Source organism: Anaerolineae bacterium (genome assembly GCA_013178015.1).
Classification (GTDB): domain Bacteria; phylum Chloroflexota; class Anaerolineae; order DRVO01; family DRVO01; genus Ch71.
In genome coordinates, this window is record JABLXR010000026.1 from 44,126 (window position 1) to 62,080 (window position 17,955).

Annotated in this window: 15 protein-coding genes; 6 read left to right on the forward strand and 9 right to left on the reverse strand. The window is 65.8% G+C overall.

Annotation, left to right across the window (positions count from 1 at the left end):
* Positions 1–28: 28 nt before the first annotated feature.
* The 3 genes from HPY83_11130 to HPY83_11140 all read right to left on the reverse strand — a co-directional run bounded on the left by HPY83_11130 (position 29) and on the right by HPY83_11140 (position 4,028).
* Entirely contained in the window at positions 29–1,069 is a 1,041-nt protein-coding gene (locus HPY83_11130; GenBank protein NPV08496.1) for a Gfo/Idh/MocA family oxidoreductase, read from the reverse strand.
* Positions 1,070–1,276: 207 nt separating this feature from the next.
* Positions 1,277–2,128, reverse strand: coding sequence for a hypothetical protein (locus tag HPY83_11135; protein NPV08497.1), 852 nt, complete (start codon positions 2,126–2,128; stop codon positions 1,277–1,279).
* A 292-nt stretch (positions 2,129–2,420) separates the two neighbouring features.
* Positions 2,421–4,028 carry an FAD-binding protein gene (locus tag HPY83_11140; protein ID NPV08498.1) on the reverse strand — a complete coding sequence of 536 codons (1,608 nt, stop codon included), beginning with the start codon at positions 4,026–4,028 and terminating at the stop codon, positions 2,421–2,423.
* Between the two features lie 317 nt (positions 4,029–4,345).
* Between HPY83_11140 and HPY83_11145 the strand changes: the two genes are divergently transcribed.
* The 4 genes from HPY83_11145 to HPY83_11160 all read left to right on the forward strand — a co-directional run bounded on the left by HPY83_11145 (position 4,346) and on the right by HPY83_11160 (position 6,374).
* Positions 4,346–4,870: an ISAs1 family transposase gene (locus HPY83_11145; GenBank protein NPV08499.1), complete on the forward strand. Its 525-nt coding sequence runs from the start codon at positions 4,346–4,348 to the stop codon at positions 4,868–4,870.
* A 1-nt stretch (position 4,871) separates the two neighbouring features.
* On the forward strand, positions 4,872–5,192 hold the full coding sequence (locus tag HPY83_11150) for a transposase (protein ID NPV08500.1): 321 nt from the start codon (positions 4,872–4,874) through the stop codon (positions 5,190–5,192).
* Positions 5,193–5,392: 200 nt separating this feature from the next.
* Positions 5,393–5,581: a hypothetical protein gene (locus HPY83_11155; GenBank protein NPV08501.1), complete on the forward strand. Its 189-nt coding sequence runs from the start codon at positions 5,393–5,395 to the stop codon at positions 5,579–5,581.
* 247 nt (positions 5,582–5,828) lie between these two features.
* Complete coding sequence (locus HPY83_11160) at positions 5,829–6,374, forward strand: GNAT family N-acetyltransferase (GenBank protein ID NPV08502.1); 546 nt, start codon at positions 5,829–5,831, stop codon at positions 6,372–6,374.
* A 371-nt stretch (positions 6,375–6,745) separates the two neighbouring features.
* On the opposite strand, the gene HPY83_11165 is transcribed toward HPY83_11160, so the two are convergent.
* The 4 genes from HPY83_11165 to HPY83_11180 form a co-directional block, all read right to left on the reverse strand.
* A complete protein-coding gene (locus HPY83_11165; GenBank protein NPV08503.1) occupies positions 6,746–7,786 on the reverse strand; it encodes a carbon-nitrogen hydrolase family protein in 1,041 nt (346 codons plus the stop codon).
* A gap of 86 nt (positions 7,787–7,872) precedes the next feature.
* Positions 7,873–9,192 carry a sugar ABC transporter substrate-binding protein gene (locus HPY83_11170; GenBank protein NPV08504.1) on the reverse strand — a complete coding sequence of 440 codons (1,320 nt, stop codon included), beginning with the start codon at positions 9,190–9,192 and terminating at the stop codon, positions 7,873–7,875.
* A 121-nt stretch (positions 9,193–9,313) separates the two neighbouring features.
* Positions 9,314–10,060 carry a carbohydrate ABC transporter permease gene (locus HPY83_11175; protein NPV08505.1) on the reverse strand — a complete coding sequence of 249 codons (747 nt, stop codon included), beginning with the start codon at positions 10,058–10,060 and terminating at the stop codon, positions 9,314–9,316.
* Between the two features lie 158 nt (positions 10,061–10,218).
* A complete protein-coding gene (locus HPY83_11180; protein ID NPV08506.1) occupies positions 10,219–11,133 on the reverse strand; it encodes a sugar ABC transporter permease in 915 nt (304 codons plus the stop codon).
* 359 nt (positions 11,134–11,492) lie between these two features.
* Between HPY83_11180 and HPY83_11185 the strand changes: the two genes are divergently transcribed.
* Positions 11,493–12,728, forward strand: a complete 1,236-nt coding sequence (locus tag HPY83_11185) for a response regulator (protein ID NPV08507.1) — start codon at positions 11,493–11,495, stop codon at positions 12,726–12,728.
* Here HPY83_11185 and HPY83_11190 read toward each other — a convergent pair.
* Positions 12,631–14,877: a hybrid sensor histidine kinase/response regulator gene (locus HPY83_11190; GenBank protein ID NPV08508.1), complete on the reverse strand. Its 2,247-nt coding sequence runs from the start codon at positions 14,875–14,877 to the stop codon at positions 12,631–12,633. The two genes, HPY83_11185 and HPY83_11190, sit on opposite strands and share 98 nt — an antisense overlap.
* Positions 14,878–15,071: 194 nt before the next feature.
* Here HPY83_11190 and HPY83_11195 point away from each other — a divergent pair, with 194 nt between their 5' ends.
* The gene (locus HPY83_11195; protein ID NPV08509.1) at positions 15,072–16,223 is read left to right on the forward strand and encodes a hypothetical protein; all 1,152 of its coding nucleotides are present in this window, start codon (positions 15,072–15,074) and stop codon (positions 16,221–16,223) included.
* Positions 16,224–16,389: 166 nt separating this feature from the next.
* Here the strand turns inward: HPY83_11195 and HPY83_11200 are convergent, their stop codons facing one another.
* On the reverse strand, positions 16,390–17,664 hold the full coding sequence (locus tag HPY83_11200; protein ID NPV08510.1) for a DegT/DnrJ/EryC1/StrS family aminotransferase: 1,275 nt from the start codon (positions 17,662–17,664) through the stop codon (positions 16,390–16,392).
* Positions 17,665–17,955 lie beyond the last annotated feature (291 nt).

Here is a 17,955-nt window from a genome sequence, read left to right on the forward strand (position 1 = left end):
CCAGATGGGCGCAAACTAGGCGCAGAGCTCAAGCCCGAATGTCGTACCTCCCCACCTGCTCCACCGGTAGGCGCCCCGCTTCCAGCATCAGCTTGAGAGGCGATTCCTTGACCGTTAGAGGGAAAGAGACTACACCCTGCCGGCGCACCGACTCGTACATGCCCATCATGATGGCCACGGTCTGATACGCCTTCTCCCCCGAGCCCCGGTAGTCCTTGATCTCACCATCCAGCCAGCGCAGAAACTCCCGCGCCTGCAGCACGTGCGAGGACACCTCGGCAGTCAGCGCCAGTTGCTGCTTGCCGCTGGCGTTGATCAGCGTGAGCCTCTGGGGCTCCAGCTGGATCCTGCCCTCGGTCCCCAGGAAGGTGTAAGGCCAGGAGGCCGCCTCCGCTGCCGTCGGCATGTCCACCTCCACCAGAGCCTGGGCCCCTCCGGAAAAGGCCACCAAACCGAGCAGGCGGTCCTCGATGGGTTCGCCCCGCTCGTAGCGGTCGGTCCGGCGCTCCAGCTGCCCCATGGCCCATTGCGGCAGAGGATCTCCCAGAATGTACCGAATCCCGTCTATGTAATGAGTGCCGTTGTTGAGCAGGCCGTCGGTTACCCTGCAGAGCGCCAAGAGCGGCTGGCCTATGGCCCCGTCGGCGATGAGCTCTTTGGCTCGGTTCCAGGCGGGATCAAAACGGTGCTGATGCCCGATGGCCAGCTTCGCCCCGTACTCGTCGCAGGCTTCCAGCATGGCAGCTGCCTCGCCCAGCGAGGGAGCCATGGGCTTCTCACACAGGATGCCGGCCACTCCGGCCTTGGCCGCGGCCACGGTGATCTCCGCGTGAGTGCCTGGCCAGGTGGCCACCGTCACCACGTCGAGATGCTCCTTCTCCAGCATCTCGCGATAGTCCTCGTAGAGGGGAACGCTCAGCTCGAATTTGCTGCACAGCCCTTCGCCCGCCTCGCGCTTGACGTCCGCCAGCGCTGCCAGCTCGTAGCCCTCCACCGCCCGAAAGCTGTTCACATGCGCCGGCGCGATGCGCCCGCAACCGATGATCCCCACGCGATACTTGCTACTCATCACCTTCTCCCAATCAAGCCGCCGGGCCGGCTCTGGCCCATGCCCCGACATCGCGAATCAAACCTCTGGATTGTGGGCCGCTGGTAAGCCTCCGTCAAACGTGTGAAGGCGCCCGCCGGGATGACAAAGGGAGGACCCCGCGGGGTCCTCCCCTGGCAAAGCCTGCGTCCAGGCCGCGCGCCTGGCGGCGGCGTGGACGCGGTGACTCTAGTGGCAGTCGCTACAAGGGTTGAGCGTGCCGGTGTGATGGCAAGCGCCGTAGCACCAACGGACGCCCGGGTCCACTTCGCCGGTGGCCTCGGTCATCGGGATGGAGTGCGGCCTGTGGCAGTTGATGCAGGACGGGATGTTCGCCTCGATGCCCGGCTCCTCGTGCGGCACGTAAGTGTGCGGCGTGTTGGGCATGTCGGGGAAGGGCTCGTAGTCCTGCGTGGCGGCGATCAAAGCGTCGTACGGGCCATGGCAGGTGAGGCACTGGGCGACGGTCATCCTCACCGGCGTCACCGCCTCGGCCGCCTCGCCCGACTCGGTGCGGTGACAAGTGAGGCAGTCCTCGTCGACGAAGGCAGCGTGGCTCTCCGGGGCGGGCTCAAGCCCGGTCTCCACCGCATGGCACATCAAGCACGCGTCCCGCCCGTCAAGAGTGTGTAGGATTGTCGGAGCCTGCAGCGGCGCGTAGCCGGCCGAAGCCTCGCCCTCTTCCGTCTCCCCTTCTTCCTCGGCCTCAGCCGTGGGCGCGACCGTAGGCTCAGCCGTGGCGGTGGCCGTCGGCTCCGCGGTGGCGGTGGCCGTCGGCTCCGTTGTCGCCGTGGGCGCGGTGGTCGGCGTCTCAGTGGGAGCCACCGTGGGCGCGGTGGTCGGCGTCTCGGTGGGCACCGCCGTGGGCGCGGGCGTGTCAGTGGGGACGGCCGTGGCCGTCGGTTGAGTGGTGGCCGTAGGAGGCAGTGGAGTGGGCGTCGGCTCCGGACTGGAGCCCCGCTGCACCAGCACTGCCGCGGCCAGCACCAGCATTAGCACTACCACCAGTATCAGCACTACCAGGACCCTGCTAGCTTTCATTATGCACGTTCCCCCCGTTTCCCTGCCTCGGAATCCCGAGCGACAGCTGTCGGCCGCATTGCCGGCGATAGCCGGTTGCGGCCCGGACTAGTCTTCCACGACCTGCCACAATCCGCCAGTTCGGCCACCAGATACAGTCGGTACTTGACCATTGGGCCTGACATCTATCCTCACACTGTGGCCGTACCATTCCCGGCAGCTGCCGGGGCCGACAAGCCAAGAGGCCTGCCGGAGGGCTCCGGCAGGCCTCGTCGGTGGCGGACAGGTTTGCGGCCTCAGGCCGGGGAACCGCCTACTCCTCGTCTACCTCGGTGGCCGCCTTACCGGCCAGGTAGCCAAAGGTCCCGGCGATGCCGATGCCACCGCCGTAGATAACGTCGAACACGCCTCCACCGGCTGGCGGAACGGCATACAACCCTGGAATGGGGCCCTTCTGCCGGTCCAGGGCCTGGCACTTCTCGTTGATGGCAATGCCTCCGAACGTCATGTAGATCTGGGCGGTGACTGCTATGGCGTAGAAGGGCGGGTTCTCGATGGGGAAGAGGCCAGCGGCGCGGGGTACGTCCAGGTCCATTGTGGTTTCATCGGCGATGGCCTGGTTGTACTCCTCGATCGTGCGCAGGAAAGCGCCCCGACGCACACCGCGCTCCGCCAACTGGTCGGCCAGCTCCTCCAGGGTGTCGGCGACGATCACCGTCCCCCCTTCAGCCTCGATGGCCTCGATGGCCGCTGCGGAGCCCATGGCCGCATCGAAGATGGCCTGATCCCCGATCTGGTAGGCCATGCCTTCGGTCTGGTTGAGAACCGCCTGCTGCAGCCGCACGTACTTGCCCTCCAGCGGGCTGCTCTCGTCAATGAACCGCTTGCCCTCCTTGTTGACTAGTAGCCCCCGCACCTGCCCGGAGAAGAACCCAGCATCCAGGGGAAGCCACCCAGGAGGCGAGACCCTACCGGCCGAAAGCGGTCCGCCCAGTTCCTCCGGTGGAGTCTCTTGCAGCACCCGCTCGTACTCCTCCGCATTGGCGCAGAGGGGGTCACCCGGAGTTAGCGCCACCAAGGTGCCGGACCAGGTGCTCATGTTCCCGCTGAGGATGGCGCCCACTTCCTGGGCCATCATGATGCCCTCGCCAGTGGAATAGGGCACCCCCATGAGCTTGGCCCGATGAGCGAACGGGCCCACGTACCGATTGAGCATCTCCTTGTTGGCCATGAAGTTGCCGGTAGCCAGGATCACCGCCTTGGCGCCGATGTTCAGGACTTCGCCGGTTTCCACGTTGACGGCCCGCAGGCCCACGACATTGCCTTCTTCGTCGGCAAACAGCTTGACCGCCCGCATGCGCGTCATCAGGGTGCCGCCGAACCTCGCCAGCGCTTCTTCCAGGCTGTCGAAGTACAGGCGATGGCGCAGGTAGCCAGGCTCACCATGGCCCATGGAGTAGTCGGCCGAGAAGGCTATGCCCGCACCCGGGCCCTCGAAGTAGGCCCCGATCTCCTCCAGCCAGGGGATGAACTCGTTGCGGAACGTCTCGATGTACGGCCGTCCCAGCACCGGGTCATGGAGACCCTCGGTGTGGGCGTTGTACTCTTCCCAGTCCTGCAAGCCCATGGCGTGGATGTACCCGCCCGACCAGGCGGACCCGCCCCCCGTCTTGGAGCTGATCTCCAGGAGCAGAACGTCCGCCCCCTCTTCCGCCGCTGCTACCGCGGCGCATAGGCCGCCGTGACCGGCGCCGGCCACGACCACGTCAACTTCCATGTCCCATTCTTCGGGGGTAACCATCTGGCGGGAGGGTTCGGCTGCCGCGCCGGTGGACACTGCCGTGGCTGCCGCCACCCCTGCCCCCACGGCCGCCTTCCTGAGGAACGATCGCCTGCCAACACGTCTCAACTGCTCTGACATGTCATCACCTCCTGCTAACGCTACTGCGCCAACTTGCGCGCCCCTCGTATACCCGAAGGGCTTGCCGTCTGTCAAGGGCCCGGCGCTCGAGGGCAGGGCTTTTCAATGCTCTGACAGGAGCGGCCAGTTATGTTATGCTAGTAGCAGTTTGAGGCTGAGGTTAGGGCGATGGTGGATGAGACAGGGGAGGAAAGCCTGCTGGAGGGGTTGGCGCGGCTTCGTGATCACAGGCGTCGGCAAGGGCTCATGTATCCTCTGGGGGCGATCGTGGGGATGCTGATACTGGGGGGTTGCACGGAGAGCAGTCGCTGCGGGGGATGCGACTGTGGGGGGTGGGGCACTGGCAGGAGATATGGCAGGCTTTGGGTTTTCGCAGTGGGCGGCGGCCTCCAGCCCACTCGACGGTATGGTATGCCCTGCGGGGTTTGGAGGAGGGGGCTCTGGAGGGGGTGTTGGGGCAGTGGGCCCAGAAGCAGTATGGGGAAGCGGAGCACATAAGCGTGGACGGCAAGACCCTGCGGGGCAGCCGGCGGGGCCGGGAGCGGGCCCTGGCGCTGGTGGTGGCGCTGGCCCAGGAGCTGCGGGTAGTGGTGGCCCAGCGGGGGGTGAAGGAGGGGGACGAACTGCAGGCGGCCCTGGGGGTGCTAAGGAGCCTGGACCTGGAGGGCAAGGTGGTGACGGTGGATGCCGGGCTTATGCAGCGAGGGGTAGTGGAGGCGGTAGTGGAGGGGGGAGGGCAGTATCTGGGCCCTCTCAAAGGCAACCACCCCGAGCTCAAGGCTCTGGTGGATGACTACATCCGACCCGAGGTTTTCCCCCCTGGGCCAGGAGCGAAGGGCTGATGTGTTGCGCTGGGATAAGCAGCGGGGGCGGCTGGAGCGTCGAGAGCTGTGGGTGGTGGAGGCGGGGGAGTTGGGGGCCTACCTGGAGCGGGAGTGGAACTGGCGGGGGCTGAGGCAGGCAGGTCTCATCAGGCGCACCAGGGTGGATATGGCCACGGGGCAGACGAAGGTAGAGACCACCACCTGGGTCACCAGCCTGAGCCCCCAGCAGGCCGACCCCGAGACCATCGCCAAGCTGCTGCGGGACCACTGGCAAATCGAGAATGCCCTGCATCGGGTGCGTGACGTGACCCAAGGCGAGGACCTCCACCTGCCCGAGTGACCGGCCTGGCCCTGGCAGCTATACGGAGCCTGGCCCTCAACCTCCTGCGCTCCCTAGGCTTCCCCCTTGTCCCCGACGCCATCCGTCACCTGCGTCTCCACCCTGAAGCCAGCCTTGCCCTCCTCACCCAACCATAGGAGGGTTGAAAAGCCCTGGCTCGAGGGGCGCGGCTCTGCCGGGACGCCGCCCGGACAGACCCCGTGGGCCGAGCAGGGACTTCCCCGGCGGACCCCGAGCTCCAGGTCAACCTGGCCGAGGAGCGTCCGGATGTGTGTGCGCTGATGCAGGAACGAGTGCTGCGCGACGCCGGAGGGGAGATACCTGAGCTTCTGCGCGGGTTCGAGGAGAAGCTCGGCTGTACCCCCTACGTCCAGGACGTATCGGGATGACGTCCGGTGGGGATCCCGCTCGCCGTCCGGCCTGCCGGGCCGGACGGTGAATCACCCGTTCGCGAGGGGAAAGGGAGAGCTCCTGGTACGCTGCCTGATCGGGGGATCTGAGACCGGCTCTGGAGAAACGCCGTGCCAGTATGGCGCAGCGAGCGGAGCACCCCAGGCTGGTACACTGGCGCATGGCACGACGGTGTAGCAGAATGTGCGCCGACCACACCGCACGAAAGCGCAACCAGGAGCCCCAATGACCCCTGACGCCAATAGCCTGACCCTACGACCCCTCTCCAAAGACGAATTGCACCTGATCGCCCACGTTGACCGCTCCGAAGAGATCTTCCTAGGCTATCGCCTCGCGGACGGGCGGCTGGTGTCCGAGAAGGTGGAACGCAAGAAGGAGCGCTGGGACGAAGCCCAGGTGGAGCGCTTCCGCCTGCGGGCGCTAGACCAGCTCGAGCGCGGGGGACAGGCGGTAGGAGCCTTCGACGGCGACCGCCTAGTGGGCTTCGCCGTCCTGGGCCCAACGTTCCGCGGCCCCCGGCAGGACTACCTCCACCTCGACCTGCTGTACGTCACCCGCAGCCACCGGCGGATGGGCGTGGCCTCCCGCCTCATGCAGGAGATCGAACGCCTGGCCCGGGAGAGGGGTGCGCGCCGGCTCTACATCTCCGCCACACCCTCGGAATCCGCCATCGCCTTCTACTTCAGTCGCGGTGCCCACCTGGCTCCCGAGCCTGATCCCGAGCTTCACGCCATGGAGCCCCTGGACATCCCCCTGATGCTGGAGCTCTGACGGAAAGTCCACCTACGCCGGCTTACTGGTAGTCGCCGATCCAGCGGACCGGCGGTTCAGAGGCAGCCAGTCTCTCGTAGAGGCTCCGGTCGCCCGTCCACAGAGGCGCGACCAGTTACTCCGCCAGCGCCAGATAGGCGGCCTCGTAGGCGGCGATGCCATGCCTCGGGGCGACGGCATGGACGGTGCTTGCCGGAGGGTCGGCCAGGCGGACCCCGAGGCGCTGCATCAGCCCACGTGCGAGCCGTGTCGCAGGCGCGATGCAGGCCGCAGTGGCGTGCGTGGGCTTGCCTCCGTCTGCATGCGGAATCGGCCCACACGCGAGGGGGTGTGCCCTCCTTCCTGCCTCGCCACGGGTCACTCCTCACGTGTTACGGCAAGCCGACGTCCTGGCGGTAGTGGTACAGGGGTTCCTGCTTGGCCTCATGCAGCTCGCTGAGGACCGGCGGGCGTAGCTCGGTGAGCAGACCGTAGGTGTCCGGGCGCCGCTTGCGCCAGATGTGCTCGCGATGCTCGTAGCCTGGCCTCAGCCAACCCGGTATCCTGGGCGCCTCCAGGTCCACGTCGGCCACCGCCAGCCCCTCCTGCCGCCCGGCGCAGGCGACCATGGCTCCCCGGCGGTCTATGACGCAACTGCGGCCACCGCACTGGTAGCTGCGGCTCCTGACGGCGAAGTTGGCGTAGACCAGAGCCACCGAGTTCTCCGCCGCGCGCACCCGAAGCCTGGCCTCTCCTACGACCTCCTCCTCGTCCGGGAAGTTGTAGCCTGCCGATGGATGCAAGATGACGTCGGCTCCCTGGAGGGCCAGGATCCGCGATGGCTCCGGGAAGACGATGTCGTAGCAGATCTGGAAGCCGATCTTCCCCACCTTGGTCTCGAACACCGGATACTCGCTTCCCGCCCGCAGGATAGCCGCCTCGCTGGAGTTCGTCCGCTCGTCCTCGTAGCCCGGCAGGTGCGTCTTGTGGTAGATCCCGGCGATCTCGCTCCGCTCATCGGTCAGGATGCCAGCATTGACCAGGTGCTGGCCATCCACGTAGTTGAGGCAGCTGCCGACCACCATGCCAGACTGCCTGGCGATGCCGGCCAGCTGGGAGAGGTACGCCTCCGCGCTCCAACGACATACCTCGCGCAAGCGCTCTTCCATGCCCACCCGCTTGAGGGTTCCGGTGGGAAGGGTGTTCTCCGGCAGGAGGAGGAGCTCTACGCCCCGGGCCCCGGCCTCCGCTACCAGACCAAGCAGGTACCGCTGCCAGTAAGCCATCCACGCCCGGAAGGTATCGTCGTCGTACCCGTCATCGGTGGGGTCGAGACGCCGCCGGAGCTCCTCCAGGTCTCGGGATTCGCTCCCCGCCCACCGCGCCATGAGTTCCTCCGGCGGCCTTGGCTGCAGGGCGGCCAATCTTGCCACGGTCACTCTCCTTTAGCGTGAGGGCAGCGGGGCTCAGTGCGGGCCCCGCTGCCCTTCGGAGCGTTCCGGAATCGGCGCGCCGGCGATCAGAGCTCGGCCACTTCCGCGATGATTGTGTTCATGATCTCCGCCGCCTGCGCCGCAAACTCCTCCACCGTGATCTTGCCGTCCAGTACCTGCTGCCAGCCCTCCCAAGGTTCGACGAGCAAGCGCAAGTCGGCAGGATGTTTGCCTACAGGGACAGCAAAGTCTATGGACTTCAGGTAGGCAGCATGATTCTTGCCCGGGGCGGGCGAGCTGAAGTCGTCGGACTCAGCGACAGCCCTGATGGCGGGGATCGCGCTTCCCTCCTTGACATAAAAACTCCGCTGCGCTTCCTCATCGCAGAGGTATTTCACCAGCTTCCAAGCGGAGTCCATGTCCTGGGTGCGGCTGGTGATGGAGAAGCCCTCGAAGGAGGTCCAGGTGCCACGTTTCCCCTGCGGCGGAGTGGGGAAGGCGGCGATATCCCAGTCGAAGTCCTCGATGGCAACAGCCACGGGCAGACCCCAACGGCCCAGCGTGATCATGGCGGCCTTCTGGTTCTGGAACATGGCTATGGCGCCCTGCTCCTGAAGCACGTCGGCGGGCGGAACCGCTCCAGCCGTCACTCGCAGGTCGTAGTTCCACTGCAAAGCCCAGATTGTCTCTGGAGTGTTGATGGCGGACTGGGTGAAGCTGTTATCCCAAGCTCGCCCACCGGCCATGAAGTTGCCGATATAGACCCACAGGTCTCCCACACCATATTGGTCGCCCTCTGTCAGTGCAGAAGCGATGCTGTGGAAATCCTCGAGCTTCCAGTCGTCCGTTGGGTAAGGTACGCCCTTGGCATCGAACAGCGCCTTATTGTAGAACCAGACGCTTGTTGTGAAGCCGTAGGGCAGAGCGTAGAGCTTGCCGTCGTAGATGAAGCCGTCGACCACGCGCTCGTAGTAAGTGGTCAGGTCGAACGACGCGTCGCCCTTGATGAGATCATCAAGGGGAGCAAACACCCCCTGGGCGGCAAAGCCGTTAGCGGCCAGCCCCGCCCAGAAGACGTTGGGCTCCGTACCTGCAGCGTACATCACCTTCAGCTTGCCGTCGGGGTCGCTGGGCTCTTGTATGATTGTCAACTCGATATCAGGGTACTTCTCCTTGAAGCCAGCTTCCTGCTTCTCCATCCGAGCGATGGCCGGAGTCGTCGAGGTGTAATACATGAGGCTCACCTGCTTCTTGGTCGCTGCCGGGACCGCGGTGGCAGCTTCCCCCGCGCCCGTGGAAGCAGTAGCTGCGGGAGCAGGCGTTCCGGCACAACCAGCCAGTGCAAGGCCGACTCCAGCGATGCCAGCCTGCTTCAGCAGCGTTCGACGCGACAACCGAGTGATCATCTCTACCTCCTCATCCCATCGGGTCCTATCGTCAGCTATCCCTCGGCCGCCCCGGCTAGACACCTCGAAGCCTGCCAGCCTCAAGGGGCGATAGCCCGGATGGCCAAAGGCGCTCCCCCCGCTAGCCTTTGACACCGGTCAAGGCGATTCCCTCCACAAAGTATCTCTGAGCGACGATGAAGATCACAGCGCAGGGCAGCATGACGACGAGCGACGCTGCCATCAGGTAGTTCCACTGGGTAGCGTACTGGTCCCGGAACAAGTTGAGGCCCACCGCCAGCGTCATCTTGTCCCGCGAATTGAGGTACAGTAGGGGGATCAGGAACTCGTTCCAGTGGCCTATGAAGGTGAAGATTCCAACTGCAGTGAGACCCGGTCTGGCCAGAGGAAGGATCACATTCCAGAACACGCCCAGCACCCCGGAGCCGTCCATAGTGGCGGCCTCATCCAGCTCGCGGGGGATGGTCATGTAGAACTGGCGCAGGAGGAAGATGTTGAAGGCACCACCGCCGAAGAATGCCGGGATGGTCAAGGGCTTGAAGGTATCTATCCACTTCAGCTTGGCGAACACGATGTACACTGGGATCATGGTGACGGCGTAGGGCAGCATGGTGGTGCTGAGCACCAGGATGAAGAGCCAGGACTTGCCCGGGAAGCGCAGGCGGGCGAAGGGATAGGCCACCAACGACGACGACGCCAACACGCCCACAAGTGAGATGCCGGTGATGGTGACCGTGTTCTTGAGCAGTATGGGGAACTTCATCGCCGCTAAGGCGGTGCGGAAGTTCTCCCAACGCCAGGTAGTGGGGATGAAGCTGGGCGGGATGGAGACGATCTCGCCGTCAGGCTTCAGGGCAGTGGTGAACATCCAGGCCAGGGGCAGGACCTGCACCACCGAGAAGGCGATCACCAATAGATAGATAGAGCCGCGCGACCTGAGCCACCGCAGGGCCCTCCCTAAGCCAGGGCTAGCAGGACGGGCAAGCGTCGAGCGGGCCCGCGCCGGGGCCGTGGATGAGCTGAGGCTCACTTCCGAACCTCCCCCTCATAGTAGACCCACACGGCCGAGGAGCGGAAGACGATGAGGGTCAGCACCAGAATGATAGCGAACAGGACCCACGCTTGTGCCGAGGCGTAGCCCATCTTCAGCTTGGTGAAGGCGTTCTCGTACAAGTACAGATTGTAGAAGAGTGTGGCATAGTTCGGACCGCCCTTGGTAATGACAAAGCCGCCGGTGAAGGTCTGGAAGGCGGCGATCAGGCCCATGACCAGGTTGAAGAACATGGTGGCGCTGAGCATAGGCAGAGTGATGTAGCGGAACTTCTTGACGCTGTTAGCGCCGTCAATCTCCGCCGCCTCGTACAAGTGCCGCGGTATCGCCTGCAGTCCGGCCAGAAAGACGATCATAGTCCCCCCCACCAGCCAGACGCTGTAGATGACCATGGCGGGGAGGGCCAGCCGCTCGTTGGTCCACCAGGAAGTCAGCTTGATGCCGAACAGCCGCAGGAAGCCGTTCACGAAGCCGTAGTTGCTAAAGCCCCACATCCACAGCATCGAGATGGCTACCCCGGACACAACGGACGGCAGATAGAAGGCGGCCCGGAAGAAAGCCAGCCCCCGAATCTGCTGGTTGAGGAGCGAGGCCAGCAGCAGGGCGAAGGCAAGGGCAAGCGGCACGTAGGATACTGAGAACAACACCGTCACCCGGAGAGACTGCCAGAACAGCGGATCCCGGAACAGGGTGGAGAAGTTCTCCCCGCCTATCCATGTCGGTGGCTTGAGCAGGCTGTATTTGGTCATGCTGTAGTACACCGACGCCAGCATGGGATACAGGATCCAGATCAGGAAGCCGAGAATCCAGGGGGAGATCAGGACGTAGGACCAGAGGGCCTCACTGCGGGCCCTGCGGCTGCCCTGAAACCAGGTTGTCCTGACGCTCATATTCTCCTCAACCAGGGATGCCTATGTCCCCGCGCCTGGGGGAGCGACCAACCACCCCCGAGGAGTTCGCCCGCCCACGCGCGAAAGGGCCCTGCCGCCCCACGCCCCCGCCCGGTGCCGCCGCGCCTGGGAGCGCGAAGTCCTCAAGCAAGAGCACCAACCACCCCCGAGGAGTTCGCGCGCCCACGCGCGAAAGGGCTCTGATGCCGGACGTCCCCGCCCGGTGCCGCCGCGCCTCCTAAAAAGAGACCTGAGGTCTCACATCCAGTCTAGCGCGTTAGCGGCTGCGCGCGGTAGGATCATAGTGACCGGGCAGTGCCATGGAGTGCCACCAAGGTGACAAAGAGCCAGCGGGCAACATGACCGACCAAGGACCGCCGCGCGAGTTCGCCAAACAGGTGCGGAACGCCCTGGCGCGTCTACACGATACCGCCCACCTGCAGCGGCACCCGCTGCTTCGTCTGCTGGTGCCCTCAGAGCTGACCGATCCCAGGGTTCGAGCCCAGTACCTGCGCGAAGCCATCGTGCAGGCGATCGGCGAACTGAGACCGCCGGCTCGCGTCTCCCCCCATGATCCCGCCTATCGGCCGTACGGAATCCTGCGCCACCGCTTCATGGAGGGCATGGAAGCGGAGGAGGTGCAGGACGCCCTGGCCATCGGTAGGCGTCAGTACTACCGGGAGCAGCAACGCGCCATTGAGGCGGTGGCTACGCTCCTCTGGGCCAGGAGATCCGACGATTCCGCTACCGACGATGATCGTCGCCAGGCCCTCAACGACGAACTGGAGCAGTTGGGATTGCAGGCGCAGAACCTCGACCTCGAGGCGCTCACGCGGGAAGCCATCGCCGCGGTGACGCCCCTGGCTCTGGCGCGCGATGTGGCCATCGCTCCTCCTGCCGAACGCCCGGTTCACGCCTTTGCCGACGAAGTCATCACCCGGCAAGTGCTGATTGACGTCCTCAGCGCCCTGCTCCAACGCACCGCTCACTGCTACCTGCGGGTGAAGCTGGCGGCGGCCGAGCCCTGGGCCACGGTGAACCTCGAGATCCCCATGCCACCACAGACGCTGGACTCGCTGCAGACCCACCTCCTCACGCCCATGCGCCTGGCCAACCGCGTGAGCGGCAGCCTAGACGCGCGGGAGGAGGACGGCATCCTTCACGTCCGCTTGCGGCTGCCTCTGAGCAGCGAGGAAGTGGTTGCCATAGTGGACGACAACCCCACCACGCTTCAGCTCTTTCGTCGCTACCTGGAGCCCTATAGCTACCGGCCGGTGCTCATCCAGGACAGCGCCACAGCCCTGGCCCAGATCCGCACTCTTCAGCCTGATGCCGTTGTCCTGGACATAATGATGCGCGACGTGGACGGCTGGCGCATCCTCCAGTCGCTGCGGGCCGATCCGGCCACTTCCCACATTCCCATTCTGGTGTGCTCTGTGCTGAGCGACGAGCACCTGGCCCTGACCATCGGCGCCGACGCCTACCTGCGCAAGCCCGTCAGCCAGAGTGAGCTGGTGCGGGCTCTGGCGCAGGCTCTGCGGGCAGCAGATGCCGGGCCGGGAACGTCTTCAGGGCGGTCTCCAGCCAGCGGGTGACCTCCCCCGCGGCGAACTGACGTCCCCGTCGAATGGTGATCACGCCCTCTGTCGGCGCCGCCGCATCGGCGGCAAAACCGTGGGCGGTGATGGCCACCACTGGAGTCCCTCCCATGCCCGGGGTGGTTCGCAGGCAGGCGAGCACCTCTAGGCCGGACCTCCCTGGGAGGACCAGATCCAGGAGCACCAGGTCCGGCCTCTCTTCCAGAAGCTCCACCGCCCGGTCCCCGTCATAGGCCTTCAGCACCTTCGCCCCCGGCAGCAGGGCTCTCAGGCACCGTTCCGCCAGGCGCACCACCCCGGCGTCGTCGTCCACCACGAGCACCTTAGTGGCCCGCGGCGCTGCCCCGGCGACGACCCGCGACAGGTCCTCCGCGGTGAACGGCTTGGTGAGGCAGTGGCTGAACCCGGCCGCCACGGCCTGGTCCCTCTCCAGGGGCAGGGAGCAGGTGATCACGGGCAGCCCCAGGTCGGCCGTGGCAGCAGCCAGCTCCTTGGCTGCCGTGCCGTCCTGGGCGCCATCGGCCAGGACGACCGCGTCAGCCTGGGCCCGGCGCGCCGTCGCCTCTGCATCTGAGACGTCGGGTACGGCCAGAACCTCCGCATCCGGCAGGTACCTTCCCAGCAGACGGGCGAACTCGGCCGGCTCTGCCAGCGTCACCAGTCGGCGGCTACTCTCGGGCCTGCCGGCGGGATACCGCCACCCGGCCGGAAGCTCCGCCGCCTGGATCGGGACCACCTGCTTGCCAGGCAAGGGCAGAGTGAAGTGGAAGGCACTTCCGCGACCCACCTCGCTCTCCACCCATATGCGCCCGCCGTGGAGGGTGACGAAATGCTTGCAGATGGCGAGGCCCAGCCCGGTGCCATCGTGCCTGCGCCGCAGCGAGCCATCTACCTGATGGAACTCGGCGAACACCGAGTGCACCTGGTCGGGAGGAATGCCCACGCCGGTGTCCTCCACCACCACCTCGACGTCCTCGCGCTTCAGCTCAGCTCGGATGGTGATGCTTCCCTGATCGGTGAAACGGGCGGCGTTATTGAGCAAGTTGATCAGAACCTGACGGATGCGCGTCGGATCGGCATAGAGAGGAGGAAGGCTCTCGGGTAGCTCGAGCTTCAGCGCCACTTTGCAGCCGCGCAGGAGTCCGGAAGCCGTCTCGACGGCATCGTGGATGAGGGAGAGCAGGTCTACGCGCTCCTTGGCCACTGGCAGGCGGACCGCCTCGATGCGAGAAAGGTCCAGGACGTCGTCAATCAGGCGGAGCAGGTGGGAGGCGTTGTCGTACACCTCCTGGATGTCCCCTCGTAGCTCCGGAGTCCAGACTACCCCGCGGTAGGAGTCGGGCGAGGTACACATCATCTGAGAGAACCCGACGATGATGTGCAGGGGAGTCCGTAACTCGTGGCTGATGTTGGCAGCGAACTGGCTCTTGAGCGCCCGGGCCTGCTCGGCCTCTTCTCGCGCTTCCGCCAGGTCGAAAGCGGTCCGCTTGAGGAGCGAGTTGGCCACGGCCAGGGCCTTCATGGTCTGGTTCAGCTTGCCCCGCTGCGACTGGAGCTGGCGCATGGTGCGCCACGACGTCTCGTATCCATGGAGGGCCCAGGTGAGGACGGTATACAGGTCGCGCGAGGTCAGCCAGGCGACGGCAGCCATGGCCCAGTAGAGGGCCACCGCTGCCGAGACGATGCTCGAGGGCCACAGGCCGGGCAGCAGCCAGGTAGCCAGGCCCAGCACCGCCGTTGCCAGGGCAGCCGACACGAAGGCGGCAGCGGAACTGGCCACGAGGCTGGCGACGCCCACCGCGGCAACCGGGATGAAGGGAGCGTAGGGAGAACGCTGCACCAGGAGAGCCGCAGCGCCCACTGTCACCATGCCTAGAACGAACACGGTGGTGCGCAGGGAAGCAGGGCGCCGCACTAGCAACGTCAGCAGGCCCAGCGTCCCTATGCCCAGGGGCAGGACGAGGGCCGACCACGAGAACCGCGGGTGCATCAGCATCCACTGGGCGACGGTCCACACATACCCGGCGACGGTGAGGCTACACCCCACCGTGTCCAGCGTGGATCGCCGCAGTTGCCCCAGCTCGTGCGACCAGTCCACCTGGTACACGGGCAACTCCCGATCCAGAGCGAACTCCCGGTACACCATCAGCGATCTCCTGGGGTACGAGACGCATTTGCCCCATTATAGCGCCGGTACGTGATGCGTGACTCGTGACCCGTGACAGGAGCCGAGTGAGACGGGTCACGCATCACCTGGGTCTCTCGACGAAAGGGCTTCCTGCCGATACATTAACGTAGTGACTGCAGGCCGGGTGATCAGCAGCTTTCATCGGGGGGAACATGCGCGTCACATCGGACTTCGAGTGCGGCAACGGGAAGAACATCCGGGAGGTGGTGCCCGGCCACTTCCGTCTGGACGAGGTGGGCGAGAAGCCGCCGTACTGCAAGTACTTCTGCCTGCGCCTGGAGGCAGAGGGAGATGGGGGGCCGGCCAGACTGGACATCTACCCCGACCCCGACCTAGGGGAGCCCGGTCGCCTGGGGATGATGGGGCACTATCCCTCTCAGATCTGGTTCTCCACCGACGAGATGGAGACCTGGCGACCCACGGAGAACGTCTGGGACCACACGACGGAGTTCCACGAGACCCACCTGGTGGTGCGGGTGCGGCTCAAGCCGGGTTCTCGGATGTACGTGGCCAGCAACCCAGTGGCCCGCTACTCCCGGGTGGCCAACTGGGCCCGGGCACTGGGATGCGACCCGTCAGCCCGGTGCCAGAGCCTGTCTCTCGGGGCTAGCTACGAGGAGCGCCAGATTCCGCTAGTGCACTTCCCGGCCTGTGGTCCCGACCCCATCCGGGTCTTCCTGTTCGCCGGGCAACATCCATCGGAGCACTGTGCCGTGTTCATGGCCATGGGCGCGGCCGAGTTCCTCACCTCGGGTCACCCGGAAGCGCAGGGCCTGCGAGAGCGCTTCGAGTTCTGGGTCTGCCCCATGATCAACGTGGACGGGAACGTGCACGGCCGCAACGGCTGGACCATGCAGGACGTGAACATGTCGGGCGACTTCGTCGGCGCGGCTGAGGGAGCAGAGCCACAGGCAGTGGAGGACCGGCTGCTGTGGCACTACCTCACCGAGGAGGTGCTGCCCCAAGTGACCTTCCAGTTCCACGGGTTCATGGGCAAGCGCGGCTTCATTGACCCGCCCTACGACGGCCTCTACACCTTCCCCGACCCGCAGTCGGTGTACGAGCAGGACAGCGGTGCCGCCCGGTATCAGGCGGTGCAGGCACTGCTGATGTGGGACACCGATGGCCTCACCGGCCACGGCCGACCCAGCGTCCTGGGGGAGGACTCCCTGGAGTACCAGTTGGCTCGGTTGCTGGGCACCATCCCCGTGTTCTACGAGATCAACCACGGCTACCACGGCGTGTGGGCCTCCAAGCGCAAAGGCGCCCACGTCCTTCGCACGGCTCTCCACGCCCTGGCCTAGGACCTCACCGCGGATGAGACGGGGAGACACGGAGAGGGGGTGACGCGGAGACGCGGGGATGGTGAGCCACGGGGAGAGCAAGGCCGGCCCCAGGTCGTCTTCTCTCCCTGTCACCCCCTCTCCCCCTCTCTCTGTCTCCGCGTCCCCGCGTCTCCCCCATCTCCCCCTACGCCAGGTCCATCACCCGGCCGGCGTTCTCCGAGACCTTGGCGAAGGCCTCCACGTAGAGCTTCATCAGATCCAGGTCGTTGGGCGGGTGGACGCCGCTCAGGTAGGCGTGGGCTTCGATGAACTCGCTGGTCTTCGGGTACTCCGAGGCATCGTAGCGGATGCCGGCCCGGGCGTGACCGCAGGACCAGGGGCAGCCTTTGCCGTACCCCACCATGTCCTTGAACACGTCCTGCGCCGGCACGGGCATGGTCTGCCATTGGCCCACCCGCACCCCTTCGGCAGCCAGAGCCCTCTGCGCCGCCCGCTTCCACTCCCCGGGCGTGACGTCCAGCCCCACCTCCTGGGGCCGGAACTCGACCACATAGCTGAAGTAGCAGGGCTCGGCGTAGTCGGGGGTGTAGGGCCCCTTCAGGCCGGGGATGTCGGCCAACGCCTCGGTGAGGTAGGCGGCCAACTCTCGCCGCTTGGCGTTGTTATACTCTAGACGATCGAGCTGGGAGAGGATGAAGGCGTTCACGAACTCGTGGGGTCGGTACATCCAGCCCAGGCCGTAGGCGTTGTACTCCCGGTCCACGTGGGGTAGAACCACCTCGCCGAACTCGCGCAGCATGGCGGCCCGACGGTAGTACTCCTCGTTGTCCGAGGTCCACAGCCCGCCCTCGCCCCCGGATAGGTTCTTGGAGCGGTTGCAGCTGAAGCAGCCAATGTCACCCAGCGCCCCCGTCTTCCTTCCCTTGTAGGTGGCGCCGTGGGCCTGGCAGGCATCCTCGATCACGATCAGTCCATGCTTGCGGGCGATCGCTAGGATGGGTTCCATGTCGGCGGGCATGCCGTGGATGTGCACCGGCAGGATGGCCCTGGTGTGATCGCTGATCCGCTCCTCGATGAGAGAAGGATCCATGGTGTAGGTAAGCGGGTCTATGTCCACGAAGATGGGGATGGCGTTGTGGTGCAGGACGGCCGCCGCCGTGGACCAGTAAGTGAAGGCGCTGGTGATGACCTCGTCGCCCGGGCCGATGCCCGCCCCCGCTACCGCCATATGCAGAGCCGCCGTGCCACTGTTGGTGACCAGGCAGTACTTGGTGCCCACGTACTCCGCCCATCGGCGCTGCAACTCCAGCGCCCTGGGCGCCGAGGTGCCGTGCAAGTGACCGCTATCGAATACCGCCAGCACCGCGTCTCGGTCTGCCTGGGTCAAGGGGGGCCAGCTCTGGACCATCCCCTCGGGCACCACCGGCTTGCCCCCGTCAAGCGCCAGTCGCGACGCCATAGTACTGCCTCCTTCGAGTTCTCGATTCCGATCGCAGTCACCATGATACCACCCATCGCCCGAAACCTCCTGCGCGTCCGGGCTCTGGTCTGGCTGGCGTGGCCCAGGTAGCATCCACCACACTGAGAGGGTCTCGGTGGCTCGACCTCGATATCAGCAGCAGCTCAGGATCGGGGGGACACATGGCCACCAGCGCCGCCGCTCAGGGCCTTCGCTGGGCTCGGACTACGCGAGCCAGCCCCGACTGCACCGCAGATACACCTTCCTTGGAGGAGTGCGCGCGCCCACGCG

Excerpts from the sequence above, each read along its gene's own strand:
- HPY83_11130 (NPV08496.1), bottom strand. The coding sequence starts at position 1,069 with ATGAGTAGCAAGTATCGCGTGGGGATCATCGGTTGCGGGCGCATCGCG.
- HPY83_11135 (NPV08497.1), bottom strand. The coding sequence starts at position 2,128 with ATGAAAGCTAGCAGGGTCCTGGTAGTGCTGATACTGGTGGTAGTGCTA.
- HPY83_11140 (NPV08498.1), bottom strand. The coding sequence starts at position 4,028 with ATGTCAGAGCAGTTGAGACGTGTTGGCAGGCGATCGTTCCTCAGGAAG.
- HPY83_11145 (NPV08499.1), top strand. The coding sequence starts at position 4,346 with ATGCGACTGTGGGGGGTGGGGCACTGGCAGGAGATATGGCAGGCTTTG.
- HPY83_11160 (NPV08502.1), top strand. The coding sequence starts at position 5,829 with ATGACCCCTGACGCCAATAGCCTGACCCTACGACCCCTCTCCAAAGAC.
- HPY83_11170 (NPV08504.1), bottom strand. The coding sequence starts at position 9,192 with ATGATCACTCGGTTGTCGCGTCGAACGCTGCTGAAGCAGGCTGGCATC.
- HPY83_11175 (NPV08505.1), bottom strand. The coding sequence starts at position 10,060 with ATGTTCACCACTGCCCTGAAGCCTGACGGCGAGATCGTCTCCATCCCG.
- HPY83_11180 (NPV08506.1), bottom strand. The coding sequence starts at position 11,133 with ATGAGCGTCAGGACAACCTGGTTTCAGGGCAGCCGCAGGGCCCGCAGT.
- HPY83_11185 (NPV08507.1), top strand. The coding sequence starts at position 11,493 with ATGACCGACCAAGGACCGCCGCGCGAGTTCGCCAAACAGGTGCGGAAC.
- HPY83_11190 (NPV08508.1), bottom strand. The coding sequence starts at position 14,877 with ATGGTGTACCGGGAGTTCGCTCTGGATCGGGAGTTGCCCGTGTACCAG.
- HPY83_11195 (NPV08509.1), top strand. The coding sequence starts at position 15,072 with ATGCGCGTCACATCGGACTTCGAGTGCGGCAACGGGAAGAACATCCGG.
- HPY83_11200 (NPV08510.1), bottom strand. The coding sequence starts at position 17,664 with ATGGCGTCGCGACTGGCGCTTGACGGGGGCAAGCCGGTGGTGCCCGAG.